The organism is Enterobacter sp. E20, from assembly GCF_000801755.2.
Lineage (GTDB): Bacteria > Pseudomonadota > Gammaproteobacteria > Enterobacterales > Enterobacteriaceae > Enterobacter > Enterobacter asburiae_B.
Genome location: NZ_CP012999.1, coordinates 3,998,046 through 4,022,024, shown reverse-complemented (window position 1 = coordinate 4,022,024; position 23,979 = coordinate 3,998,046). Strand labels below are relative to the sequence as shown.

Sequence of the window (23,979 nt, the reverse complement as noted above, 5' to 3'; positions counted from 1 at the left end):
CCTCAATGTAATAATGGCCTCACCTATTTAAGATAGGCACGAACCAGCTCAATCGTATCGTCAACTGATTTACTGACTTCATGACTGTAGCTGTCATTCTGGTCAAAGGTTTCCCGTATGTGGCTCTCCAGCACCTCTGCCATCAGTCCGTTAGCGGCGCCCCGGACGGCGGCGATTTGCTGGAGAACGGAACGGCATTCAGCGCCACTTTCAAGTGCTCTTTCCAGAGCATCAATCTGACCCCGGATACGGCGAACCCGGGTTAGGACCTTTTTTTTCTCTTCAGGAGTACTGGGCATTGCTTACCTCACTGCTCTGTATTTCTTATACTATAGGGGAGTATTACATTAAGATCAACACATACCCCACTATAGTATAATAAATATATCAGAGCACCGGTAATGACTCCAACTTACTGATAGTGTTTTATGTTCAGATAATGCCCGATGACTTTGTCATGCAGCTCCACCGATTTTGAGAACGACAGTGACTTCCTGCCCAGCCTTGCCAGATGCTGCCTCAGATTCAGGTTATGCCGCTCAATGCGCTGCGTATATCGCTTGCTGATAACGTGCAGTTCTCCCTTCAGGCGTGATTCATAAAGCGGCCAGCCATCCGTCATCCATACCACGACCTCAAAGGCCGACAGCAGGCCCAGAAGACGCTCCAGCGTGACCAACGTGCGTTCACCGAATACGTGCGCCACAACCGTCCTCCGTATCCTGTCATACGCGTAAAACAACCAGCGCTGGCGTGATTTAGCGCCGACGTAACCCCACTGTTCGTCCATTTCCGCGCAAACAATGACGTCACTGCCCGGTTGTATGCGTGAGTTTACCGACTGCGGCCTGAGTTTTTTAAGTGTCGTAAAATCGTGTTGAGGCCAACGCCCATAATGCGTGCACTGGCGCGACATCCGACGCCATTCATGGCCATATCAATAATTTTCTGGTGTGTACCGGGCTGAGAGACGGTGTAAGTGAACTGTAGCTGCCATGTTTTACGGCAGTGAGAGCAGAGATAGCGCTGATGTCCGGCAGTACTTTTACCGTTACGCACCACGCCTTCAGTAGCTGAACAGGAGGGACAGCTGATAGAAACAGAAGCCACTGGAGCACCTCAAAAACACCATCATACACTAAATCAGTAAGTTGGCACCATTACCCGAATTACCAGCGTCTGCTCTTGGCACGGAGCGGACCTATTTACTGAGCCGAAGGTCCGCTCAGACTAACTCATTAAAGCCTGGTTGTTTTATCGCATCATCAGCCGTGTTCTGAAGCATTAGCTATGTATCTTCAGGGATGCTGATTTTCCCTCTGCACCAGATAAACCAGAATACAGTTTGATGTCGGTCAAAAAAGACAGCTTTAAGTGCATGAAATGAATAATGTTTCTTGAATGCTGGCAAAGCACTGGGATCGTAGTGTTGATTATTAGACGATCGGTCAATATTATTTATTGACGACTTAATGACTGAACGGTAAACGCCCGGACAAACGAGGTGAACGTGTTTAAATCTTTATTAATCAACAAAACAGATGGACGCTATAGTGCGCAACTTGCTGAAATCGCTGAAAGTGAACTACCGCAGGGGGATGTGGAGGTCAATGTTGACTATTCATCCATCAACTACAAAGACGCACTGGCCATTACGGGCCGGGGCCCAATCGTCCGACGCTTTCCCATGGTGCCCGGCATTGATTTTACCGGTACAGTGTCCGCCAGTTCACATCCCGAATATCAGGCCGGAGATAAGGTTCTCCTGACCGGCTGGGGTGTTGGGGAAAAACACTGGGGCGGACTATCCGAAAAAGCACGGGTAAATGGAGACTGGCTGACGCCGCTCCCGGCTGGCGCTAACGGCAAACACGTAATGGCAATCGGAACAGCTGGGTTTACCGCGATGCTGTGCGTAGACGCACTTCTGAATCATGGTATTAAGCCTGAAGATGGTCCGGTACTTGTTACCGGTGCCAGCGGCGGCGTCGGGAGCATTGCGGCCATGATCCTTGCATCAATGGGGTACCGCGTTACGGCGTCTACTGGACGCCCGGAAGAGGCTGCCTGGCTCTATAAAACGGTCGGTGTGGACGAGATTATTAACCGTTCCGAGCTCTCCTGTCCCGGAAAACCGTTACAGAAAGAACGCTGGGCTGCCGCCATTGATACAGTCGGTAGCCATACGCTCTGCAATGTATGCGCCGGGGTGCGTTATGGCAGTATTGTTGCAGCCTGCGGCATGGCACAGGGGATGGAACTAATGGGGAATGTGGCTCCGTTTATCCTGCGTGGCGTCACGCTGAAAGGGATTGACAGTGTCATGTTCGCGAAGGAAAAAAGAGCGGCGATCTGGCAGCAGGCGGTACAGTATTTACCGGAGTCCAGACTGGATAGCCTGACCACCGTTTATCCGCTGAGTGATGCCATCAATGTGGCCGAAAAACTTCTGAGTGGCGGAATTCGTGGCCGGGCAGTAATTCAGTGTAGCTAATGAAGTGGAAGCCAGGCTCAGCCTGGGTTTGATAATTATTATCAGGGGCTGCGGCCCCTTTTTTACTTTTCAACAGCCGTGTCCTTAGAGGGCTGATAGCGTACTGACTTTTTGAAATAGCTCCAGAAGTCGTACACAGGCTGGGTTGAGCAATAAAGTTTGGCACGCATTACGGCACCCTCCCAACTGCTCCAGAAAATGGCCGCCAGTTGCGTATTATTCATATCGGAACGGATTTCGCCCGAAGATAACGCGTCGGACAGACAGCACGCCACAAGCGCCTGCCAGCGCTCAAGTATTTCGTGGAGCTGTTTGATAAAGGACAGTGGAAGACCCGGACTCTCCTGCATCATATTGCCAACCAGACAGCCCCGGGTGAAATTGTACTTTTTAATGCCGTCGCAGGCATCGTCGATGAAATTTTCCAGACGCATCATTGGTGTGAAGGATGATTCATACAGATGTTTTTGGAGTTTATGCACAAAGAAACTGTCATAGGCGCTCAGAACAGTCTGGGCATACTCTTCTTTGCTCTTGAAATAGTAATAAAATGAGCCTTTAGGAACACTGGCATTTTTGACAATGGCATCGACTCCCGTTGAAAGAAAACCATTCTGCGTGAGCAGTTCAAGCCCGCTTCGGATCAGGTCATTACGGGTATCTGTATAGGTACTCTCTGTTTTTCGTGGCCTGCCTCGCCCACGAATTTCGCCAGTCATGACTTTGCTCCTGCATTTTATTAACGGAAAAGAATAAGTGATTTTGCGCGGAGGCTTCAATCAGTTTATCCCCGGCGGTGACGAGGTGGCCACCTATGCCGACTGGACAGGGGACTGACTATTGCCATAACGCCATCGCAGGTTGCTTCAGTAAACCTGCTAATCCCGTACAATGGCGAATTCGCTATATCCGCTTCTCGCACTTAGCTGCCATAAATCGGCCAGGCAATCACAGGTCATTTCTGTCTCGCAAAGAAGGTGCCGTTTCTGCTTTGCGTTGACACCCCTAAATATTAGAATTAAAAGGAGAGAGTTACTGGAAAAAGGCAGCGGAGGCAGTGACAATCGTGGCTTGAAGCCACTACTCGATGGATGCGGACATGTAGTTGGCGTCATTCGACAAAACTAGCAAACTTCTAATAGTCACCATTTCTCCCGTCTGGCGGGAGTGCTGTCAAATGCCCCCCTCATCTCTGTGTGGGAAATGAAGGGTGAAGGGGAAATAGATGACAGCGTTATTTCTACGCCCAGAATACTGAATACCTTGTACAGACGATCAATACTGGCGCTAGCAGGGTTTGCTTCCAGGCGGGCATAGGTTTGCTGCGTTACGGCAAGCCTCTCAGACACATCTTTTTGCGTGAAGCCCTTGATTTTGCGAAACCCGATTAGCACAGGTCTGAGCTGGTTCAGCGTTTTTATCGGGAACTGATTATTCATAAGTGACCTGCCTCGCAGACTGAGTAGGGAGTACCGCCCTGTAATACAGCAGGTAAGGTGTATTTTGTGTTATACAGACTATAGGCTGTAAAACCTTTATTGAAAAGATGCTGATGTTCCAGGGGCATGCCGAGCATGGACGATTTTCTGCGGGGCGGTATTTCGCTACGGGGGAGATTGCGTTCGGGCAATGTACCGGTGTAAAAAACGTCAATTTTTCAAAACCGCTGTTATCGGGATAAGCTGAAAACTCCGAAGGCAGACACAGCCACGAATAATGTCAGACTTAAACTCTGTAGCTGTCTTCTTTTGCCTGTAAATAACGTCTAGTTTGACTCTGATGAAGGCTGTACCAGGCAGAGAACATGTCACTCTCGGGGCCGGATGATAAAATGTGTTCAACTGGCTGGGCAGGGTAATAGCGAAGAACGTTCTCTGAAATTCGATTCAGCTCAGCGTAACGTGCGCTGTAGGTATGTATAATCCATTGCATCAATTTTGCATCCGTATTATTCGCAGATTACACACAAGAAGCTTAACAATGGCTGAAAGAGTGAGCAGGGATATGTAACAAAAACAAGGGCTTCAAGATGAACTGGATAAAACCGGAGCAGAGCAAGCCCTGTTCCGGTTTGTCAGGCTTTGGAATTTCTTCCAGGCCCCTGCAGCTAGTCACAACAAACACATTAATGTTTTCATTGCTTCAATTCAATATTATTGTGTGAAAGGGATTCCATCGAAATCGGCTTATGCATGCTTAAAACTAAACTGCCCCGGCTGCAGTCATTTGGTTGCTGTGGGCTCTGTACTGTGTCTAATAGTGAAAGAATCTTACGTTATAACGAAGGAAATTGCTGAATGACTCTACGATTGCAGACGGAATCACCCGCTGACCAGGATATGTTTAGAGGCAGCAGTCATGAAAAAGTTGCAGAGAATGTGGCTCAGATCATCAGGACACCTGATGTCAATATTATTGGTCTGGAAGGTGAGCTGGGTTCAGGTAAGTCAACAATATTGAAGTTCCTGCAGAAAAAGCTTAAAGATGATTTTACGTTCATTAACTTTGATGCAGAACGTTACCATCATGGCTCAACTAAAAAAGCGCTTATCGATGTCATCCACCACGGGGTCAGCCTACAATGTCCGGGCTCCCGGGATGTGTTGGATAAGTATAAAAATCTGGCTCTGGGTAACATCGTTGAATACGACAAGAGGGTCAGCAGCAGGCTAAGCTGGTTGACCGTCGTTTTTATTTTACTGTCATTGCTTTCCGTGCAGATGCTTCGTTATGTGCTAACAGACCTTAATCAATATTTTACTAACAAGGAGTCATTATTAGGGTGGCTTTTTTATGTTGAGGTGGCCGCGTTTCTTTCTCCTGCCATTATGGTCGCAGGACTGGCATGCCTGCAGAACATGGAATGGTACAGAAAGAAAGGGTATTCGAGTATTGGTGATTTGTTCAAACGCAACAGTACTGACAGGATTGAAGAGACTTGGCTAGTTAATAAGGAGGTCGGAGCTATTGAGCTGGCTGAAGCTCTGCAGGGATTTACCTCCAAAGAGGTCATTTCCCATGGAGATCGCTTCATCCTTATCATTGATAATCTGGACCGAATCAGTGCAGACAAAGTGAAAGAGCTCTGGAGTGATATGGAGCTTATTGCCGGAGCCACTCATGAACACTTCAGGATAGTGGTGCCCTATTCGGCAAGACAGGTTTCAGCCTCACTTTCTGTGGCGGGTTTCAGCGGGCGTGAGTTTATTGCAAAGCGGATTCCTGTAAGTTTTCAGGTTCCTCCTCTTATTTCGGCAGGATGGCAGGAAGCGTTAAGGCAGTACTGGAAAGAAACAGTAAATGAGGATGCAGGGATAGCGTGCCGGGAAGCAACGGTGTTGCTTGAGCGCTGGAAACCCTCTGAGTATCCTCGTATCACACCGCGATTAATGAAGAAGTTTGTTAATGATATTCATATTCTGAACCTTACCGTTCCTGCAACAGAAGATCATCGCCATATTCTTATTGCTCTCTACTTACTGGTGGTCAGATACGGGGAGCGAGATATTAAAGTATTACTTCGCGATCCCAAAGCTAGTCAGACCGAACCCGGTATTGCTCCGGATGATTTTGACGAGATGCTCTCGCTAACTTATCAACAAATATCCCGAATTTTTAATAACGATACAGAAAGATGGAGCGAATTTCTGATGAGCATCCACTATCAGTCCACGGTGGAGCTTGCCAGGAGCGAGTTGCTTGATACGCCTCTTAAAGACGCGATTGGTGCTATAAATATCCCACGGCTTGAAGAACTGACGGCCTTGTGGGGTTTCGCTGAAGCATGGCAGCGAGTGGCACCACATATTCAGATGCGAGACTGGCTGGTTTCTTATAGCCGGATGGATGAGAAGTGTCAGGCTCTCGCCGAACCGCAACTCAAAGTCGCAGTGCAAATGCTGAATCAGAGTTATGCTGTTTCACTCAGAGAAAAGAATGATGAAGGTTTCGTATTGAGTCTGCAGAAACTGATGGCTGACGGGCGGATAAGCCTAGAGCCTTTCGTCGAAAGGCAAATATCGTTTATTGTGAGTAAACTTGATGAAATTCAGGATTCAGAAAAATTGGAGGCTGAATCCACGCAGACGTTGCTGCAGGAAGCTGATTCATACTCTGTTCTGGCCGGTGAATCACTACTGAATAAAATGGAGAATTTTGTAGATGGCGTATTTTATGTGGAATACCTTGTCAATAATGAAGAGACCTTGTCAAACCTGAAAATTGGCACACTAGATATCGGAAATCACGGTCGGGAGGAGATGTTACGCTATGGAGCTGAGCAACCTCAGATAGACCTTTTTAATCCGGGAATTATCCGGCATATCAATATTGCATCGAAGGCGGTACAGAACGTAATTGGAAAGAATGATGGTACAGGTGGGGCTCAGGTTAGCTCTGCAATAATGACGCTTAAAAATCGTCAGGTTGTTGAGGACGTTATCCATTTCAGAAAAATTGTTCTGAGCCCGGACTGGAATAATAATGTTTTAAATCAATATTATCTTAATAATACGGCGACGAGGAATCTCTTCCCTGCGGAATTTGCTGCACAGGCTGTTGCTCACATGGTGCTCCATGGTAACTATGCCGGTATCGAGTCGTACAGTGAACATATTGGTGAGGAACGGTTTGACCTGGCTTTGGCTGCATATCTTCGTTATCTACGTACTGCCGAGAGTATCTTTATAGCACTTAAGGATAAAAATGTTCTGCCGTACATCAAAAATGCTGTTGGCAGGATTGTTGATTTAGGTCTTCTGGTGAATATACCTGTCCTGAGCTTTGTTAAAGGTCAGTATGACGTCATCAAAGAAGCTACAAATGCAACCTCTCTTTTAATATTTGTGCGAGAGCGTCAAAAAGCACTGTCAGAGAAAATAATTGAGTCTGATGTGAATGCTATGGGTCCAGTATTTCTCCATGACGTATATCAGTCAGGTGAGCAGTTTGATATTTTGAAGAAAAAGCTGAACGCCCTGGCATGTGGAGTATTTAGTTCTTCTGAAAGGCTTATTGAGTGTTTTACGGTTCTTCCTGTGAACATGCGCTTTATCCTTGAACAAATGCAACTTCAGGGGCAGCATATCCGGATGGAAGGTAGTGTGGGTATCTTTGCATCATGGTTCCGTGATGCAGAGCCAGACGTTGTCACAAATGCCGAGAACATTCATTTCCTGTGGTCTTGCCTCGACGATACCCAGAGAGAGACTGTACTTGATGAGTTGCACGATGTCTTACTTGAAAGACATATTCGTATTGACAGCCGTATTGCGATTATTACCCGTTTTCATAATGAGTTGTCGTTTATTGAACCTGAGAAGGCCGTTGAACGCAGGGCTATTGCGGCGCTGTTTAGCGCTTCTGTTGATAATGTATTATTGTCTCAATGGCTTGACCGTCAGACGTTTTCATTTTCATCATGGTCTCCGGAGGACGCCCGTACGGCAACGAGTTGTATAATGAATAACTCGGAGATTTTTCCTCTCATCTGCAGGAATTCACAGTATATTAAAAACAGAATGTTACCAGAGAAAGCGGACGTTACAGAAGATAGTGATACGTTTCCGGACTGAGTTCGTTCTTTAAATCCTATACCTGAAGACCACAGCGGTGGTCTTTGGGAGTTTTTTTATTGCCTGATATACATTAAGCATGTTATATCTTGCTAAGAAATAATCATTCAGGGATTAATCATAACTACTGAAGTTATGTTGTGTTCTTTTCTTTTAAAAATAAATTATTCAGATTTATTTTCTATTGATTTAATGAGGTAGGGAATGACAGAAAGTGCTTTGCTTTTGCGAGAGGCATTTAATGAATCGGTTAACTATATGACATGGTCTTTTTATTCACTGATAACTGCTTACGTTTCGATGGCTTTTTATGATAGAGTTGAGGTTAAGACCCGAATAAATAATTATCTGAATAAGTTACTTTTCGTGATTGCTATGTCCGTTTTTATCCCAAATATGTACTTTGTTTCAATGGTGTTCAGTCAGAAGTTAGGCACCGCAGCTGGCGTTGCGTCATTCATTATTGGGCTACTTTTCATGATGTTAAACTCGGCGCCTGTAATTACTGGTATCGTACAGCAGCGCAAAGATTGAGTTTTATGAGTATAGTCAGTTGGGTTTTCATCTGTTTTATCAGACTTAGAAAAATGAAATCTTTCAATTCATTGATTTTAAACGCAAAAAAATTTCTAAATGATCAGAATTATAGGGTGCTCGCTCTGCTCCATTACCGAACACGAAGGGCGTATTATCCAGAGCCGCTCTGAAGATTCGATCATCAATGAGATCGAAGCGATTCGCGACTCGGTGCCGGGCTTTACCGGCGTGATTTCCGACCTTGGCGGCCCAACCGCGAACATGTACATGCTGCGCTGCAAGTCGCCGCGCGCGGAGCAAACCTGCCGTCGCCTCTCCTGCGTCTATCCGAGCATTTGCGAGCATATGGACACTAACCACGAGCCGACGATCAACCTCTACCGCCGCGCGCGCGACCTGAAGGGCATCAAGAAGATCCTGATCGCGTCCGGGGTACGTTACGACATCGCCGTGGAAGATCCTCGCTACATCAAAGAGCTGGCGACGCACCACGTCGGCGGCTATCTGAAGATTGCGCCGGAGCACACCGAGGAAGGCCCGCTGTCGAAAATGATGAAGCCGGGCATGGGCAGCTACGATCGCTTTAAAGAGCTGTTCGATACCTATTCAAAGCAGGCGGGTAAAGAGCAGTACCTGATCCCTTACTTCATCTCCGCGCACCCGGGCACGCGCGATGAGGACATGGTGAACCTGGCGCTGTGGCTGAAGCAGCGTCGCTTCCGCCTGGATCAGGTGCAGAACTTCTATCCGTCACCGCTCGCTAACTCGACGACCATGTATTACACCGGCAAGAACCCGCTGAGTAAGATTGGCTACAAGAGTGAAGAGGTGGTGGTGCCGAAAGGGGATAAACAGCGCCGTCTGCATAAAGCGCTGCTGCGCTACCACGATCCGAAAAACTGGCCGCTGATCCGTCAGGCGCTGGAAGAGATGGGTAAAAAACACCTGATCGGCTCGCGCCGCGACTGCCTGGTACCGGCCCCGACGCTGGATGAGATGCGCGAAGCGCGTCGCCAGAACCGCAATACGCGCCCGGCGCTGACCAAGCACACGCCGATTATGCATCAGCGTTCGAACGGTGGAGCGGGAACGAAGAAGAACGTAAAACGTAAGATCGGTTAAACATGTAACAAAACCCGGTGGCGCTGCGCTTACCGGGCCTACAGGTCGGCGCGTAGGCCGGGTAAGGCGAAGCCGCCACCCGGCTTTTTTCTGCATAAGGGTAGGAGTCCCAAAATGAAAATAAGGAAGTTAACAGGAGCGATGCTGATTGGCCTGACGCTATGCGGTTGTGTAATGCACCGCCAGACGCAGCCAGAAGTGGAAGGACGTCTAATCGATAGCGTAGGTAAGCCTGTCCCGGGCGCAAAAATAATATTAGAGAGGGAGCAGACGCTTTCTGACCACAACGGTCATTTTGCTTTTCAGAGCCAGCATGAGTGGATCTTTTTTCTGCCAATAGGTCCGATGGACTGGATTTATCACACCCCGCTCCAGATAAGCGTCAACGGAAAGGAATATGAAGCAGAAGCAGGCGGCGGTCTCGGTGGGCCACATAACCTTGAAGGGAAAGTGTATAACGTTATTTGCACATTGCCTGACCTTCCCGGAGAAGCGAGATGTCAGTCCGGTTTATAGATTAAAACGAGCCCGGCGCAAGACCGGGCTCGTTTTAGGTGTTATCCGCCAAACTGATCCGGGTCCGGCCCAAGCCGTTTACCCTTATCCAGCTTCGCAATCTCACCCAGCTCTTCTTTGTCCAGACGGAAATCCCAGACGTCGAAGTTCTCGGCGATGCGCGATGGCGTGACCGATTTCGGGATGACCACCAGGCCGTTGTCCAGATGCCAGCGAATGACGATTTGCGCCGGGGTTTTACCGTATTTATCCGCCAGCTCACGGATAATCTTTTGATCAAACACCCCTTCGCCGCCCTGCGCCAGCGGGCTCCAGGACTCGGTCTGGATTTTATGCGTAGCGTTCCAGGCGTGTAGCTGGCGCTGCTGCATCAGTGGGTGCAGCTCGATCTGGTTAATCACTGGTGCAACGCCAGTCTCGTCAATCAGCCGCTGCAGGTGATGAACCTGGAAATTACAGACGCCGATGCTTTTCACCAGCCCCTCTTTCTGCAGTTCAATCATCCCTTTCCAGGCATCAACGTAGTGATCGATAGCCGGAACCGGCCAGTGCATCAGCCAGAGATCGACGAAATCGAGCTGGAGTTTCTCCAGGCTCTCCTCCAGCGCTTCGCGGGGACGTTTTTGATCGTCGTTCCACAGTTTCGTGGTGATGAATAACTCATCGCGGGGGACGCCGGCGCTGGCAAGTGCCTTACCCACGCCGTCCTCGTTTTTATATGCGGCGGCGGTATCAATGGACCGATAGCCGACTTCCAGGGCTTTATGAATGGCGGAGACGACCTCGTCGTTACCGGCTTTCCATACACCTAGCCCCAGCTGGGGCATCACGTTGCCGTCCTGCAGCTTGATTACGGTTTGGTTTGCCATTTTTCCTCCTTCAGGTGCGCATCGCCGGAGTGTTCCTCCGGCGATGGGGTGTGCATTAAGTCTGGACGAAATGTCAAAAAACGAAAGTCGGGAGGGCAAAAACGCTTAGCGTGCCGCTTCGTAGATGCGACGGCTCACGTCGAGCGTAATATCGCCGTGCTCGCCCAGGTGGGTCATGCCGTGCTCTTCGAGTTTCGCCAGCAGGGCAGGGATGGAGCTGCCGTCCAGGCCGTAGCCGGACAGACGCGTTGGCACGCCCAGACCTTCAAAGAAGCTGCGGGTCGCTTCGATGGCGGCATCAATACGCGCATCGTCAGAACCCTCGGTGATGTTCCACACGCGCTCGGCGTACTGCAGCAGCTTGGCGCGCTTGGTATCGCGTTTTTCGTTCCACAGGGCAGGCAGCACAACGGCCAGCGTCTGAGCGTGGTCCAGACCGTGCATCGCCGTCAGCTCGTGGCCCAGCATATGGGTTGCCCAGTCCTGCGGCACGCCAGCCCCGATCAGGCCGTTCAGCGCCTGCGTTGCCGCCCACATGACGTTGGCACGAACGTCGTAGTTTTCCGGCTCTTTCAGCGCTTTCGGACCTTCTTCGACGAGCGTCAGCAGAATGCCTTCCGCGAATCGATCCTGAATTTTGGCATCTACCGGATACGTGACGTACTGCTCAACGGTATGAACAAAGGCATCGACCACGCCGTTCGCCACCTGACGCGCAGGCAGGGTGTAGGTGTAAACCGGATCCAGGATCGCGAACACAGGCTGAACGTGTTCGTTCATAAAGGCCTGTTTGTCGCCGGTCGTTTTACGGGAGATCACCGCGCCCTTGTTGGATTCAGAACCGGTGGCCGGCAGGGTCAGCACGGAGCCCATCGGGATGGCGCTTTTAATGTCGCTGCCGCGGGTTTCCAGAATGTGCCACGGATCGATGCCGCCAGCGTAGTGCGCTGCCGCCGCGATGAACTTGGTGCCGTCCAGCACGGAGCCGCCGCCGACGGCCAGCAGGAAGGTGATATTTTCTTCGCGGGCAATTTTCACCGCGTTCATTAGCGTTTCGTAAGACGGATTTGGCTCGATGCCGCCGAACTCACGCACGTCCAGACCGTCCAGGGCGCTGTAAACCTGATCCAGCACGCCGGTTTTTTTCACGCTGCCGCCACCGTAGGTGATCAGCACGCGGGCGTCAGCGGGGATCTGCGCGCGCAGATCGGCGATAGCGTCTTTACCAAACAGAATGCGGGTTGGGGTGTGAAGATTAAAGTTGTTCATTGCTCGTTCCCTTTAGTGGGTGAAAAACCGTGGTGGCGCAGAGGGCGACCTGATGCTGCACATTGTGTCTGTCCGGGACTATCCTCTCAATGCACATTCCTGCCGATGTCTTGCCCATTTCTACAGAGCGCTGGAGAAAGCGCGGAAAACGACGCACACTGTCAACGTCGGAAACCGTACCCGGAGTAACGTAATATGAACCGTGAAGCGATCTGCCATCAGCTCACTGCGCAGATTAAAAGACTGATAGATAAAGAAAATGGTGTCAGCGATCTGCTTCCTGACATTCGCCTGCTCTACGGCACGCAGCCCGGGACGCGCACGCCGGTCATGTACCAGCCGGGCATCGTTTTTCTCTTCTCGGGCCATAAAATTGGCTATATCAACGAGCGCGTGTTCCGCTACGACACCAATGAATATCTGCTCCTGACGGTACCTTTACCCTTCGAATGTGAAACCTTCGCGACAGAGGCCGTTCCGCTGGCCGGTATTCGCGTCAACGTCGATATTCTTCAGCTGCAGGAGCTGCTGATGGATATTGGCGAAGACGAATTCTTCCAGCCGTCTATGGCGTCGAGCGGGATTAACTCGGCGACGCTGTCGGAAGAGATCCTCTGCGCCATTGAGCGTCTGCTGGACGTGATGGAAAGGCCGCTGGACGCGCGTATTCTGGGCAAGCAGATCGTCCGCGAAATTCTCTACCACGTGCTGCTGGGCCCGGGCGGCGGGGCGTTACTGGCTCTGGTGAGCCGACAGACCCACTTCAGCCTGATAAGCCGCGTGCTCAAGCGTATCGAAAGCCAGTACACGGAAAACCTCAGCGTCGACCAGCTGGCGGCGGAAGCGAACATGAGCGTCTCGGCGTTTCACCATAACTTCAAGTCGGTAACCAGCACCTCGCCGCTGCAGTACCTTAAAACCTACCGGCTGCATAAGGCGCGGATGCTGATGATCCACGACGGCATGAAGGCCAGCGCGGCGGCGATGCGGGTGGGTTACGAAAGTGCGTCGCAGTTCAGTCGGGAGTTTAAGCGCTATTTCGGCGTCACGCCGGGAGAGGATGCATCACGCATCCGAACCATGCAGGGAGCTTAAGCTTTTCCCCTCTCCCCTATGGGGAGAGGGTCAGGGTGAGGGGATCAGGCGCTGCAGTACTTCTTCTTAATCACTACCGCGATGGTTCCCACCAGTCCTGCCACCAGCAGGAACATCGGCAGCACCATCAGGAATGTCATCACCTGATCTTCATGGTGTTTCACAAAGGGGATCATATTCAGCGCGTAGCCGAGCGTGGTGACCACACCCACCCACAGCAGGGCGCTGAGCCAGTTGAAGAACTGAAAGCGGCGGTTTGACAGACCGGAAATGCCCGCCATCGTTGGCAGAAGCGTGCGAACAAACGCGAGGAAACGCCCCGCCAACAGTGCCAGCAGGCCGTGCCTGTCGAACATGCAGGTCGCACGCTGATGATATTTATGCGGTAACTGCGCCAGCCAGCCTTTCACGACGCGGGTATTCCCGAGCCAGCGGCCCTGCAGATAGCTCAGCCAGCAGCCCAGGCTGGCTGCGGAGGTGAGAATAACCATCGTTGGCGTGAAGTCCATGACGCCTTTCCCGATTAACGCCCCGGCAAGTAAAAGCAGGCTGTCACCGGGTAAAAAAGAGGCTGGCAGTAATCCATTTTCCAGAAACAGAGTTGCGAACATCACGAGGTAAACGATACCGACGACGTGAGGATCCGCCAGCGCGGCAAAGTCGTGATGCCAGAGCGCCGCGATAATATCTTGAATAACAGCCATGGACTTTCCTGTGGAACAGCAGATATAGCGCTATTGTACTCCCTTATTCGCCCGTCGGGTTTGATCCCGGGCGCAACTCATGCAGACTTTTCTGCTTGCGGTGTCCACAAAAGCGTCCAGGGAGTACATTTTCAGCCAGCACTCTACACGATACGCTCGAACCCTGCTGCTAAATCGGCAATCAGATCGTCAACGTTTTCTAAACCGATATGCAGTCGAATCAGGGTACCGCTGAAGTCCACTTCACCGCCGGGACGCAGAGCCGCAACCTGTTCCGGCTGGTTAGGCAGGATCAGAGATTCAAAACCGCCCCAGGAGTAGGCCATGCTGAAGAGGGTAAAATTATCCAGATAGCTCGCCAGCTCGTCGTTATTTAGCCGCTTTTTCAGCACGAACGAGAACAGACCGCTGCTGCCCGTAAAGTCACGCTGCCAGAATTCGTGGCCTTTACTGCCCGGTAGCGCGGGATGATTCACGCGCTCAACCAGCGGATGCTGCGCCAGCCATTCGGCCACCTTCAGGCTGCTTTCATGGTGCTGACGCAGGCGAACGCCCAGCGTGCGGAGTCCGCGGCTGGTCATGTAGGCCGTATCTGCATCCACCATCTGGCCCATCAGGTAGGCATTTTCACGCAGCTGATCCCAGCAGCGCGCGTTGGAAACCGCGGTGCCAATCATGCCGTCAGAGTGGCCTATCAGGTATTTCGTCGCCGCCTGAATCGAGATATCAATGTCGAACTCCAGGGCTTTAAACAGCACGCCCGCCGCCCAGGTGTTGTCGATCATCACGATCGCCTCTGGCGCTTTGCTGCGCACGGCTTTCACGATAGCCGGTACGTCGTGAACTTCCATGGTGAGCGATCCCGGAGATTCCAGGAACACAATGCGCGTGTTTGGCTGAATAAGTTCGGCAATGCCTTCACCGATCAGCGGGTCGAACCAGCCGGTCGTTACGCCGAGCTTGCTGAGGATTTTGGTGCAGAAGTCCTGGCTGGGCTCGTAGGCGGTGTTGGTCATCAGGATATGGTCGCCCTGTTCCACAAACGCCAGAATGGTGTTGGCGACTGCCGCCGCCCCGCACGGGAACAGCGCGCAGCCCGCGCCGCCTTCCAGCTCGCACATCGCTTCCTGAAGAGAGAAATGGGTTAGCGTGCCGCGACGGCCATAAAACAGCCCACCTTTCGCGCGATTGCGCGTGGCGATTTTTTTCTCCTCTACGGTATCAAATACCAGCGAGGAGGCTCGTTGAATCACGCTGTTGACCGATCCCTGCGTATATTTTTTGCTGCGTCCTGCCTGTACCAGCGTGGTATCAAGATGCTTCTTTGTCATGTTCGCTAACCCTGTTTTTATACGTCTGGACGTCCAGACTACCACGATTGGAAAAAACTGCACCCCGGGGCTTATCGAATAAGCAGAAAATATTAGCAAAAATTTGCATAAGAAATTTTTACTGCGTAAGCGCAAGGAAAGTGAACGAAAATTACGGCACCATGCAAATACTAATGAGAACTACTATCAATTCGACGACGTTTTGATATTATTACGCTCAGATTTTGTGATTTGCGTCCTGGAGATACAGAGTGGGTAATAATTTGATGCAGACGGATCTCTCCGTTTGGGGCATGTATCAGCATGCTGACATCGTGGTTAAGATTGTGATGATCGGCCTGATTCTGGCGTCCGTTGTCACCTGGGCTATTTTCTTCAGCAAAAGCGCCGAGCTGCTTTCGCAGAAGCGTCGCCTTAAGCGGGAACAGCAGCAGCTGGCCGAAGCCCGCTCTCTGGATCAGGCTGCAGACATGACCTCATCCTTCCACGCGAAAAGCCTGACCACCCTGTTAGTGAACGAAGCGCAGAACGAGCTGGAACTCTCCGCTGGCAGTGAAGATAACGAAGGCATCAAAGAACGTACCGGTTTCCGCCTGGAGCGTCGCGTTGCGGCCGTTGGCCGACACATGGGGCGCGGCAACGGCTATCTGGCGACCATCGGCGCGATCTCTCCGTTCATCGGTCTTTTCGGTACGGTCTGGGGCATCATGAACAGCTTTATCGGTATCGCGCAGACCCAAACCACCAACCTGGCGGTCGTGGCGCCGGGTATCGCTGAAGCGCTGCTGGCGACGGCAATCGGTCTGGTTGCCGCTATTCCGGCGGTGGTCATCTACAACATCTTCGCGCGCATGATTGGCAGCTACAAAGCCACGCTGGGTGACGTTGCCGCGCAGGTTCTGCTGCTGCAAAGCCGCGATCTCGACCTGAACGCCAGCTCGGTTAAGCCGGTGCACGCGGCGTCTAAACTGCGCGCAGGTTAAGAGTATGGCGATGCGTCTAAACGAAAATCTGGACGATAACGGCGAAATGCATGAAATCAACGTGACGCCGTTTATCGACGTCATGCTGGTTCTGCTGATTATCTTCATGGTGGCCGCGCCGCTGGCGACGGTGGATGTGAAGGTGAATCTGCCCGCCTCTTCCAGCCAGCCCCAGCCGCGCCCGGAGAAGCCTATCTACCTGTCGGTGAAAGCGGATAAATCAATGTTCCTCGGGAACGACCCGGTGACGGCCGACTCTGTCATCCCGGCGCTGGAGCAGCTTACGGGCGGTAAGAAAGACACCACGGTCTTCTTCCGCGCGGATAAAACCGTTGATTATGAAACCATGATGAAGGTAATGGACACGCTGCATCAGGCGGGTTACCTGAAGATTGGACTGGTCGGCGAAGAGAAAGCGGCCTCGAAGTAATAAAGAAGCTGGCGAAAGCCGGCTTTTTTTATGCCTGTCGGTTTATGCGTTTTTATTATCCGTCGGTGCGGTAGAAGGGGTTGCCAGCGCGTCCTCATCAAGCGCCACGCAGGTGACGTTTGAGGTACGGTACTCACCGTCGGACAGCTTGCGCGTCAGACGCAGGGTGGCGATTTCTCTGGCAAGCAGATACTGATAATTGGCCTCAAGACGTCCCAGAAGCTTCTCTTTCAGCTCGGGACGCTGCTCTATGATGGCGTTCATCACGGCACCGTAAATTTCTTCTTTGACCTGCAGCGGATAAATTTCACGGCGATTCTGCCATTTCAGACGAACGAGCGTCGCCGGGATCGATACCAGGTCTTGCGTAATACGCGTCATCTCGTCATTTTTTGTGTTTCTTAGCGCGTCGAGATTTTGCTTTAAGATAAATTCATCACTTTTTTTATCATCTAAAGTCAAATAAACGTCGTTGTTTTTAACTTCTTTCACGTTAATCTTCCCCCAGGCTATAAAAGATTGGGTTGTTTTTTTCGCGCGTAATTAAATTAAGCCAAATTTCATTGCCCGCTTCATTAATTTCTTCGGTTTTCTCGGTCATTATTTGACTTAGTTTCTGGGCATCTATTTCACCCTCGGCCTGCAGGTCATTCAGCAGGTGGACAAAGGCTTCAATTTTTATGGCGCGAAATAAGCGGTCTTTTATATGGCGATCGTGCTCTTCCAGCAACATATTTCGGGATTTGCCAGTTCGGGAAACACCAATTAATATATCGGGCTCGAAATCAGAGAGCTTTCTTTTCCCCTGAGTGAAACTGGCCTCTTTTTCTGCTTCCGTCGGTTGCTGTTCCACAGGCGTAATGTGGTACTTAGCCGGGACGAGATAGTCGGGCAGCATTTTTAATTTCCTTTATTTTCAACAGGGTGGGGTTGGTAAAGGCGTGAGATTCGTTGACAATATCATGAGGCAAATTTAAAATCAAAAAAAATGGAGCCTACCCATGAACAGCATCTTTTTTACGGTCATCACATTACTATTACTGACCGCTGGTGTGCTTTTATTGATGCAGGAGTTCAATAAAACGAAAGTGTCGAAAGACACCAGTGAACCCCCGCAACCTGAACTGATGACAAAAGAGGAAGGGGAAGACCATTTCTCTGTATTGATGAACTCCGTTACGCCTGTCTGGTACTGGCGGGTGAACCACGAATATATCGACTTTTTACACGCGACAATTAAGCGCATGAAAATGTCGGAAATTAATGACACGCCTGGACTGTTTGAGGCGCAGCGTCGCTGTAGCGATCTGAATTCAGCAGTCTATAAATATTATGACAATATTAAAAAGCGCTGTCTTAACGGCGAGAAGGTCTCTTATTCCGATCTGGACGTATTAAATTTGCGTCAGTGTTTTCGCGAGTTCAGTCTGGAAGCCTATCCTGAACTGGTGGCGCTTGTCTGGCCGGAGTACGCACGTCCCGAGGTTAACCCAGACAACGTCTGAGTGACGTACCGTTGAGTTATTGCAAACAGTCAGCGCCGTTGAGATATACTGGGCGCTGGTTTCTTTTGCAAACAGGACTCTATGGAACGCTTTTTTGAAAATGCCATGTACGCCTCCCGCTGGATACTGGCCCCCGTCTATTTTGGCCTCTCGCTGGCACTTATCGCACTGACGATTAAGTTCTTTCAGGAAATCTGGCATGTTCTGCCGAACATTTTTTCTATTGCCGAAGCGGATTTGATTCTGGTTCTGCTGTCGCTGGTGGACATGACCCTGGTGGGCGGGCTGCTGGTGATGGTGATGTTCTCCGGCTACGAGAATTTTGTCTCCCAGCTCGATATCGACGAGCGTAAAGAGAAGCTCAGCTGGCTGGGCAAAATGGATGCTTCGTCGCTGAAGAATAAAGTGGCCGCGTCGATTGTGGCGATCTCCTCTATCCACCTGTTGCGCGTGTTTATGGACGCGAAGAACGTGCCGGATAACAAACTGATGTGGTACGTCATCATCCACCTGACGTTTGTGCTGTCTGCGTTTGTGATGGGGTATCTGGATAAGATCAGTAAGAAGTAATTCCCCTTACTTAAGCGCCCTCTCCCTGTGGGAGAGGGCCGGGATGAGGGTATCAGACCGCACTATTTATCCGACGACGCCTGCCACAGATTCAAAGCGCTTTCCCACTCTGCACTTATCACATCACAAATTGCATCACTAAGCGCGGGCCTAATGATTAACGTCTGCTGTGTGACCAGTGAAGCCACGCTAATTAAAAATGATCACAAAACGTTATAATTTCCCTCTTTCCTGCCGATAACGAGAGTAGTACTCGCCTCTGGGCGAACTCACCCTCACGGCAAGGAAGACTTATGAATATGCTCCGTAATTTCACGATCCGTTTCGTCATGCTGACGATTCTCGGGATCTTTTGTTTAATGTGGGCGGGCGTTGGGTTGTACAGCACCTGGTCCCTTTCTCGCGTATCGGATGGCAATGAAGTCGATCGCCAGCTGGTTAAACAGATGACGGTACTCAGCCAGGGTAACGATCAATATTTCCGCTTTGTGACCCGCCTGAGCCGTGCGATGGAAGTCAAAGCCGCAGGCGGCACGCCGGATCTGTCCTCTGCCCAACAGGCGCTGGATAACATGGGCAAGAAACTGGCCGAGATGAAAGCGATCTCCCCAGGCCCGATGGACGAGCAGGTCTCTTCCCGGGTGATCGGCTCCTGGCAGGCGCTGCTTGAACAGGGCGTAACGCCGCAAATGCAGCAGGCGAAGCAGGGGGCTCTGGAGGGGTATCGCCAGCAGGCCAACAACGTCACGCCACCGCTGAGCCGCGCGTTCGGTGCGGCCGCTGAGGAGTTCAACAATGCCGCCGCGAAGTCGCTCGACAGTACCCGCGTGGTGGTGGACGGCCTGACAAGTATGACCCGCACGGTGATTATCGTCGCCACGATTATCGGCCTGCTGATCCTGCTCTTCACCGACCGTTATCTGGTGGCGATGCTGGTCAAACCGCTGGCTCGCATTCGCCAGCAGTTCCGCCAGATTGCCCAGGGCGATCTCAGCCAGCCCATTGAGCCGTTCGGCCGCAACTGCGTGGGGCAGCTGGTGCCGCTGCTGAGCGCGATGCAGGACAGCCTGCGCGAAGCGGTCAGCACGATTCGCTCCGGCAGTGAAAATATCTGGCGCGGCGCGACAGAAATCTCCAGCGGTAACAACGATCTCTCTTCCCGTACCGAAGAACAGGCGGCTGCGCTGGAAGAGACGGCAGCCAGCATGGAACAGCTGACCGCCACGGTGAAACTGAACGCGGAAAGCGCGCGTCAGGCCAGCCAGCTGGCCGATGTCGCCTCAACTACCGCCAGCCGCGGCGGCTCGCTTGTGGAAGAGGTGGTGACCACCATGAGCGGTATTTCGGAAAGCTCGAAGAAAATTGCTGAAATCACCAACGTGATCAACAGCATTGCCTTCCAGACCAATATTCTGGCACTCAATGCGGCGGTTGAAGCGGCGCGCGCGGGTGAACAGGGGCGTGGTTTTGCCGTGGTGGCAGGTGAAGTCCGTAACCTGGCAAGCCGCAGCGCCAACGCGGCTAAAGAGATTGAGGGGCTGATTACCGATTCCGTTTCCCGCGTAGAGCAGGGGGCGCAGCTGGTGAGCGACACCGGCACCACCATGGATGCGATTTTGCGCGACGTGACGGAAGTGACGACCATCATGAAGCAAATCGCTTCCGCCTCTGAGGAGCAAAGCAAGGGTATTTCGCAGGTCGGGATTGCCATTACCCAGATGGATGGCGTTACCCAGCAAAACGCCTCGCTGGTTGAAGAAGTTTCTGCGGCAGCGGCGGCGCTGGAGCGCCAGACCGAAGAGCTTCAGCGCTCGGTGCAGAAGTTCCGCCTGACGGCATAACGCAACCTAAAAGGCCGCCTTGTGCGGCCTTATATTATTAACGCCTTCCCCATTCAGCTCCTTCTGAAACTGCTATTCTTTTGCTAACCCCCTGACGTTCTGGGCTCTCTTCTCCGAGGTGTTGCTATGAACAGATCGTTATCTGTCATTCCTGTCCTTTCTTGCATTCTTCTGATGCTGTTCTCGGTTTCTGCCAGTGCGACCCAGCAGGCGCAGGAGCGGCGCGTGGCGCGTGATGTCAGGCAGGAAACCCGCGACGCGTCGCGGCAGGTGAAGCAGACCTGCGTGGCGAACAATAACCAGAGTAATCACGACTGCCGTCAGGACAAGCGTCAGATGAAACAGTCCGGAAGACAAAAAGCGCGGGACATTAAGTATTAATGCAACAGATGAGGCGGCATGCAGGCATGTCTCTTACCGCCTTTTCCAATGGCGTTTCAGCATGACGATCGTCATTGATGCTTCGCCCGGCCAGAACTTAGGGCGTATTTTGACGTGCGTCTCACGCTGGTGCGTTTAACCCTGCAGCTGCAATTCTGGAAATCGGATATCCCGTTGCGGATGCCACTTCTGCGATACGCTTAAATGAGGGGTTACCGTTTGGTGAGAGTGATTTATAGAGTGATTCGCGGGAAATACCTGCACGTTTTGCGATGACGGTCATCCCGCCAGAGGCTTCAATAACATGTCGTAAAGCCAGCATGAACGCCTCATAGCCTCCGGGCTCGTCAATTTCAATAAAAGCCTGATGAAGATATACGGGCGCGAAATCCGGAGAATCTTTCAGGAGCTGTACCATTGCGTCATCATGAAGTACTGATTTAGCCATTCCGATTTCCTCTTATATCCTGCGCTTGTAGTCGTTGAGATACTCAACGGCCCTGTCAATATCTGCATTTTGCTTTTTTTTCGTTCCAGTCAATAGCACCAGACTCACTGCGCCATCTGCCGGATCGAAGACTTCGCTGAAATAGACGCGGTAACCCGCCCCCTGGTCAATCCTGAGTTCTGAAACGCTCTCTCTGCATGGCTTGCAATCACCATAGTTACCCGTAGACATTCTGGCGACACGTGTAGCAATCATGGCTTTAGCTATGGGATCTTTAACACTTCTCAGATATGCATCAAAAGGGTCGTACCCGTCTGCTGTGATGTAGTGTTTAACCTTAGCCATTATTGTAGCCTGTAGTTTACGATAAGCAAACGCATTGTAATCTTCAGGCTACGACAGGCAACTGTTCACAGGGTTGTGGCAGTGGGGAAGATGTGATTTCTGAAAGCGGATCGCAAAAATGTGAGACCGTTGTGTTCGGCCTTTCTCAACATCGCACTCAGCAATGCGGCAGCAGGCTAAGCGCTTGCTTAACCGCCGCCTGCAAACGCGATTCCGGAACACCGTCTCTGGCCTGCACCGACAAACCATGTAAAAAGACGGCAAAATAGTCTCCCAGACTCTCTGCATCGGTCGTATCCGGCAGTTCACCGTTATGCACTGCCTGATGGAGACGGTCGATGATCTGCTGCGTACGCTGCAGGCGATGCTGTGCCAGCCAGGTTTTGAGCGTTTCATTTTCCGCACTGACGCAGGCTGCAGAGGCCACCACCATACATCCTTGCGGCAAATCCGGATGGCAGTACAGGTGAACCGCATCCATTAACATCGTCTGGATGGTATCCCGCACGTTGCCCCCTGCGGATAAGGCCCGATCCGCAAAACCGCCTTCCTGTTTTTCGTAATCGGCGATAGCTTCCCGAAAGAGCTGCTCTTTTGAACCGAACGCCTTGTAAATCCGTGCCGATGCAATCCCCAGCTCCGCCACCAGATCCGACATTGAGGTTCCTTCATAACCCTGTCGCCAGAACAGGTTGCGCGCTTTGATAAGCGCCTGATCACGATCGAACTGGCGCGGTCTGCCTGCCATTTTGTTGCTCCGGTTGGTCCTGAATTCAGTGAAACAGGATCGCCTAAATCATCTGGATTACCAACGAATTTATAATTTTCGCTTGCGGTTATCCGGCTTTACTCCTATTGTTTGTCAATCGACAAACAATAGGAGTATACGATGAAAACCCTCAAAGGTCCCTCTCTCCATCTGGCTCAGTTCAGCGATGATGCGGCCCCATTCAATAATTTGCCTGCGATAGCCCGGTGGGCCGCGGAAACCGGCTTCAAGGCATTACAAATCCCGGCCTGGGACCGTCGGCTGTTCGACGTGGCGACGGCGGCAGAAAGCCAGACCTACTGCGACGATCTGACCGGTATGCTGGCGGAGCATGGCCTGGTGGTGAGTGAACTGACCAGCCACATCTTCGGTCAACTGATGGCGGTACATCCTGCTTACGATAGCTTATGCGACAGCTTCGCACCGCCGGAAGTACACGGTAACCCGCAAGCCCGCGGCGAGTGGGCACGGAAACAGCTGCTGATGGCGGTCAAGGCCTCTGCCAGGCTTGGACTCAGCGATCTGGGTACCTTCTCTGGCTCGCTGGCGTGGCCCTATTTGTTCCCGTTTCCGCAGCGGCCGGAAGGGTTAATTGAAGCTGCCTTTGACGAGCTGGCCAGGCGCTGGATGCCGGTGCTCAACGCCTGTGACGAGCAGGGTATTAACCTCTGCTATGAGATCCACCCGAGCGAAGATCTGCATGATGGGGTGACGTTTGAAATGTTTTATCAAAGGGTGAAAGAGCATCCCCGCTGCCGGATACTTTTCGACCCCAGTCACATGGTATTACAGCAGCTTAACTATCTGGATTTTATTGATATTTATAAGGACATGATCAACATGCTCCACGTCAAAGACGCTGAATTTAATCCGACCGGGCGTCAGGGGATTTATGGTGGCTATCAGTCCTGGGTCGATCGTGCAGGACGTTTTCGCTCATTGGGTGACGGCCAGGTTGATTTCAGGGCTATTTTCTCGAAGCTGACCCAATACGATTATGCTGGCTGGGCAACCCTGGAGTGGGAGTGCTGTCTGAAAAACCCGCTGGATGGTGCCAGAGAAGGGGCAGCGTTCATCCGCGACCACATTATTCACATCACCGATAAAGTCTTCGATGATTTCGCCGGTGCGCCAGTTAACCCTCAGAAAATCAACGTATTACTCGGCATTCGCTAAGCAACGACATCACAGGGAGTC

General features: G+C 51.5%; 25 protein-coding genes and 1 pseudogene. 13 read left to right on the top strand and 13 right to left on the bottom strand.

All coding sequences use genetic code 11. The features are described 5' to 3' along the window. Positions 1–23: 23 nt before the first annotated feature. Together frmR and NI40_RS18685 are read right to left on the bottom strand one after the other, a co-directional pair. A complete protein-coding gene (frmR, locus tag NI40_RS18690) occupies positions 24–299 on the bottom strand; it encodes a formaldehyde-responsive transcriptional repressor FrmR (RefSeq protein ID WP_017384071.1) in 276 nt (91 codons plus the stop codon). Positions 300–412: 113 nt separating this feature from the next. Next, a protein-coding gene (locus NI40_RS18685; protein ID WP_223195083.1) for an IS1 family transposase occupies positions 413–1,110 on the bottom strand; the annotation gives its coding sequence in 2 pieces (ribosomal slippage) (positions 413–861 and positions 861–1,110; 699 coding nt in all). 400 nt (positions 1,111–1,510) lie between these two features. Here NI40_RS18685 and acuI point away from each other — a divergent pair. Continuing rightward, on the top strand, positions 1,511–2,494 hold the full coding sequence (gene acuI / locus NI40_RS18680) for an acrylyl-CoA reductase (NADPH) (protein ID WP_023280857.1): 984 nt from the start codon (positions 1,511–1,513) through the stop codon (positions 2,492–2,494). Between the two features lie 62 nt (positions 2,495–2,556). On the opposite strand, the gene acuR is transcribed toward acuI, so the two are convergent. Both acuR and NI40_RS18670 read right to left on the bottom strand, forming a co-directional pair. After that, positions 2,557–3,213, bottom strand: coding sequence for an acrylate utilization transcriptional regulator AcuR (gene acuR, locus NI40_RS18675; RefSeq protein ID WP_023280966.1), 657 nt, complete (start codon positions 3,211–3,213; stop codon positions 2,557–2,559). Between the two features lie 423 nt (positions 3,214–3,636). Then, a complete protein-coding gene (locus NI40_RS18670) occupies positions 3,637–3,933 on the bottom strand; it encodes a helix-turn-helix transcriptional regulator (RefSeq protein ID WP_023314851.1) in 297 nt (98 codons plus the stop codon). Positions 3,934–4,791: 858 nt separating this feature from the next. Between NI40_RS18670 and NI40_RS18665 the strand changes: the two genes are divergently transcribed. From NI40_RS18665 to NI40_RS18650, 4 genes and pseudogenes are all read left to right on the top strand, one after another. Beyond that, a complete protein-coding gene (locus NI40_RS18665; protein WP_023314849.1) occupies positions 4,792–8,067 on the top strand; it encodes a P-loop NTPase fold protein in 3,276 nt (1,091 codons plus the stop codon). Between the two features lie 204 nt (positions 8,068–8,271). Beyond that, a complete protein-coding gene (locus NI40_RS18660; RefSeq protein ID WP_000140246.1) occupies positions 8,272–8,601 on the top strand; it encodes a hypothetical protein in 330 nt (109 codons plus the stop codon). A gap of 114 nt (positions 8,602–8,715) precedes the next feature. After that, a pseudogene (locus NI40_RS18655) lies at positions 8,716–9,726 on the top strand (radical SAM protein); the annotation flags it as partial. Positions 9,727–9,867: 141 nt separating this feature from the next. After that, positions 9,868–10,242: a carboxypeptidase-like regulatory domain-containing protein gene (locus NI40_RS18650; protein ID WP_226852674.1), complete on the top strand. Its 375-nt coding sequence runs from the start codon at positions 9,868–9,870 to the stop codon at positions 10,240–10,242. 41 nt (positions 10,243–10,283) lie between these two features. On the opposite strand, the gene dkgA is transcribed toward NI40_RS18650, so the two are convergent. Together dkgA and yqhD are read right to left on the bottom strand one after the other, a co-directional pair. Continuing rightward, the gene (dkgA, locus tag NI40_RS18645) at positions 10,284–11,111 is read right to left on the bottom strand and encodes a 2,5-didehydrogluconate reductase DkgA (RefSeq protein WP_023309179.1); all 828 of its coding nucleotides are present in this window, start codon (positions 11,109–11,111) and stop codon (positions 10,284–10,286) included. A 105-nt stretch (positions 11,112–11,216) separates the two neighbouring features. Then, complete coding sequence (yqhD, locus tag NI40_RS18640) at positions 11,217–12,380, bottom strand: alcohol dehydrogenase (RefSeq protein WP_039262933.1); 1,164 nt, start codon at positions 12,378–12,380, stop codon at positions 11,217–11,219. A 195-nt stretch (positions 12,381–12,575) separates the two neighbouring features. Here yqhD and NI40_RS18635 point away from each other — a divergent pair, with 195 nt between their 5' ends. After that, positions 12,576–13,475: an AraC family transcriptional regulator gene (locus tag NI40_RS18635; RefSeq protein WP_033146645.1), complete on the top strand. Its 900-nt coding sequence runs from the start codon at positions 12,576–12,578 to the stop codon at positions 13,473–13,475. A gap of 44 nt (positions 13,476–13,519) precedes the next feature. Here the strand turns inward: NI40_RS18635 and yghB are convergent, their stop codons facing one another. Together yghB and metC are read right to left on the bottom strand one after the other, a co-directional pair. Beyond that, the gene (gene yghB / locus NI40_RS18630; protein ID WP_039262934.1) at positions 13,520–14,179 is read right to left on the bottom strand and encodes a DedA family general envelope maintenance protein YghB; all 660 of its coding nucleotides are present in this window, start codon (positions 14,177–14,179) and stop codon (positions 13,520–13,522) included. Between the two features lie 143 nt (positions 14,180–14,322). Beyond that, positions 14,323–15,510, bottom strand: a complete 1,188-nt coding sequence (metC, locus tag NI40_RS18625) for a cystathionine beta-lyase (protein ID WP_039262935.1) — start codon at positions 15,508–15,510, stop codon at positions 14,323–14,325. A gap of 251 nt (positions 15,511–15,761) precedes the next feature. On the opposite strand from metC, the gene exbB reads away from it, so the two are divergent. Both exbB and exbD read left to right on the top strand, forming a co-directional pair. After that, positions 15,762–16,493: a tol-pal system-associated acyl-CoA thioesterase gene (gene exbB, locus NI40_RS18620; protein ID WP_023309174.1), complete on the top strand. Its 732-nt coding sequence runs from the start codon at positions 15,762–15,764 to the stop codon at positions 16,491–16,493. A 4-nt stretch (positions 16,494–16,497) separates the two neighbouring features. Continuing rightward, on the top strand, positions 16,498–16,923 hold the full coding sequence (gene exbD, locus NI40_RS18615) for a TonB system transport protein ExbD (protein WP_023309173.1): 426 nt from the start codon (positions 16,498–16,500) through the stop codon (positions 16,921–16,923). A 42-nt stretch (positions 16,924–16,965) separates the two neighbouring features. On the opposite strand, the gene NI40_RS18610 is transcribed toward exbD, so the two are convergent. Both NI40_RS18610 and NI40_RS18605 read right to left on the bottom strand, forming a co-directional pair. Beyond that, on the bottom strand, positions 16,966–17,415 hold the full coding sequence (locus NI40_RS18610) for a hypothetical protein (RefSeq protein ID WP_032659963.1): 450 nt from the start codon (positions 17,413–17,415) through the stop codon (positions 16,966–16,968). A 1-nt stretch (position 17,416) separates the two neighbouring features. Continuing rightward, a complete protein-coding gene (locus tag NI40_RS18605; RefSeq protein WP_039262936.1) occupies positions 17,417–17,821 on the bottom strand; it encodes a hypothetical protein in 405 nt (134 codons plus the stop codon). A 103-nt stretch (positions 17,822–17,924) separates the two neighbouring features. On the opposite strand from NI40_RS18605, the gene NI40_RS18600 reads away from it, so the two are divergent. The 4 genes from NI40_RS18600 to NI40_RS18585 all read left to right on the top strand — a co-directional run bounded on the left by NI40_RS18600 (position 17,925) and on the right by NI40_RS18585 (position 21,220). After that, complete coding sequence (locus NI40_RS18600; RefSeq protein ID WP_023309170.1) at positions 17,925–18,428, top strand: ESA_00282 family adhesion-associated protein; 504 nt, start codon at positions 17,925–17,927, stop codon at positions 18,426–18,428. An 81-nt stretch (positions 18,429–18,509) separates the two neighbouring features. After that, positions 18,510–18,998 (top strand): TIGR00645 family protein, encoded by a 489-nt coding sequence (locus tag NI40_RS18595; protein WP_023309169.1) that lies wholly within the window; start codon positions 18,510–18,512, stop codon positions 18,996–18,998. Positions 18,999–19,291: 293 nt separating this feature from the next. Next, positions 19,292–20,839 (top strand): methyl-accepting chemotaxis protein, encoded by a 1,548-nt coding sequence (locus tag NI40_RS18590; protein WP_039262937.1) that lies wholly within the window; start codon positions 19,292–19,294, stop codon positions 20,837–20,839. Positions 20,840–20,965: 126 nt separating this feature from the next. Further along, entirely contained in the window at positions 20,966–21,220 is a 255-nt protein-coding gene (locus tag NI40_RS18585; protein ID WP_023309166.1) for a hypothetical protein, read from the top strand. A gap of 121 nt (positions 21,221–21,341) precedes the next feature. Here NI40_RS18585 and NI40_RS18580 read toward each other — a convergent pair whose 3' ends face one another. The 3 genes from NI40_RS18580 to NI40_RS18570 form a co-directional block, all read right to left on the bottom strand. Further along, entirely contained in the window at positions 21,342–21,668 is a 327-nt protein-coding gene (locus tag NI40_RS18580) for a helix-turn-helix domain-containing transcriptional regulator (protein WP_032640599.1), read from the bottom strand. A 12-nt stretch (positions 21,669–21,680) separates the two neighbouring features. Further along, positions 21,681–22,013: a type II toxin-antitoxin system RelE/ParE family toxin gene (locus NI40_RS18575; RefSeq protein ID WP_039262938.1), complete on the bottom strand. Its 333-nt coding sequence runs from the start codon at positions 22,011–22,013 to the stop codon at positions 21,681–21,683. A gap of 157 nt (positions 22,014–22,170) precedes the next feature. Further along, positions 22,171–22,761: a TetR/AcrR family transcriptional regulator gene (locus NI40_RS18570; protein ID WP_039262939.1), complete on the bottom strand. Its 591-nt coding sequence runs from the start codon at positions 22,759–22,761 to the stop codon at positions 22,171–22,173. A 141-nt stretch (positions 22,762–22,902) separates the two neighbouring features. Between NI40_RS18570 and NI40_RS18565 the strand changes: the two genes are divergently transcribed. Next, entirely contained in the window at positions 22,903–23,958 is a 1,056-nt protein-coding gene (locus tag NI40_RS18565; protein ID WP_039262940.1) for a sugar phosphate isomerase/epimerase family protein, read from the top strand. Positions 23,959–23,979: the final 21 nt, after the last annotated feature.

Bases quoted from the DNA above. Each gene is read 5' to 3' on its own strand.
- frmR (WP_017384071.1), bottom strand. From the start codon at position 299: ATGCCCAGTACTCCTGAAGAGAAAAAAAAGGTCCTAACCCGGGTTCGC.
- acuR (WP_023280966.1), bottom strand. From the start codon at position 3,213: ATGACTGGCGAAATTCGTGGGCGAGGCAGGCCACGAAAAACAGAGAGT.
- NI40_RS18670 (WP_023314851.1), bottom strand. From the start codon at position 3,933: ATGAATAATCAGTTCCCGATAAAAACGCTGAACCAGCTCAGACCTGTG.
- NI40_RS18665 (WP_023314849.1), top strand. From the start codon at position 4,792: ATGACTCTACGATTGCAGACGGAATCACCCGCTGACCAGGATATGTTT.
- NI40_RS18660 (WP_000140246.1), top strand. From the start codon at position 8,272: ATGACAGAAAGTGCTTTGCTTTTGCGAGAGGCATTTAATGAATCGGTT.
- NI40_RS18650 (WP_226852674.1), top strand. From the start codon at position 9,868: ATGCTGATTGGCCTGACGCTATGCGGTTGTGTAATGCACCGCCAGACG.
- dkgA (WP_023309179.1), bottom strand. From the start codon at position 11,111: ATGGCAAACCAAACCGTAATCAAGCTGCAGGACGGCAACGTGATGCCC.
- yqhD (WP_039262933.1), bottom strand. From the start codon at position 12,380: ATGAACAACTTTAATCTTCACACCCCAACCCGCATTCTGTTTGGTAAA.
- NI40_RS18635 (WP_033146645.1), top strand. From the start codon at position 12,576: ATGAACCGTGAAGCGATCTGCCATCAGCTCACTGCGCAGATTAAAAGA.
- yghB (WP_039262934.1), bottom strand. From the start codon at position 14,179: ATGGCTGTTATTCAAGATATTATCGCGGCGCTCTGGCATCACGACTTT.
- metC (WP_039262935.1), bottom strand. From the start codon at position 15,510: ATGACAAAGAAGCATCTTGATACCACGCTGGTACAGGCAGGACGCAGC.
- exbD (WP_023309173.1), top strand. From the start codon at position 16,498: ATGGCGATGCGTCTAAACGAAAATCTGGACGATAACGGCGAAATGCAT.
- NI40_RS18605 (WP_039262936.1), bottom strand. From the start codon at position 17,821: ATGCTGCCCGACTATCTCGTCCCGGCTAAGTACCACATTACGCCTGTG.
- NI40_RS18600 (WP_023309170.1), top strand. From the start codon at position 17,925: ATGAACAGCATCTTTTTTACGGTCATCACATTACTATTACTGACCGCT.
- NI40_RS18595 (WP_023309169.1), top strand. From the start codon at position 18,510: ATGGAACGCTTTTTTGAAAATGCCATGTACGCCTCCCGCTGGATACTG.
- NI40_RS18590 (WP_039262937.1), top strand. From the start codon at position 19,292: ATGAATATGCTCCGTAATTTCACGATCCGTTTCGTCATGCTGACGATT.
- NI40_RS18585 (WP_023309166.1), top strand. From the start codon at position 20,966: ATGAACAGATCGTTATCTGTCATTCCTGTCCTTTCTTGCATTCTTCTG.
- NI40_RS18580 (WP_032640599.1), bottom strand. From the start codon at position 21,668: ATGGCTAAATCAGTACTTCATGATGACGCAATGGTACAGCTCCTGAAA.
- NI40_RS18575 (WP_039262938.1), bottom strand. From the start codon at position 22,013: ATGGCTAAGGTTAAACACTACATCACAGCAGACGGGTACGACCCTTTT.
- NI40_RS18570 (WP_039262939.1), bottom strand. From the start codon at position 22,761: ATGGCAGGCAGACCGCGCCAGTTCGATCGTGATCAGGCGCTTATCAAA.
- NI40_RS18565 (WP_039262940.1), top strand. From the start codon at position 22,903: ATGAAAACCCTCAAAGGTCCCTCTCTCCATCTGGCTCAGTTCAGCGAT.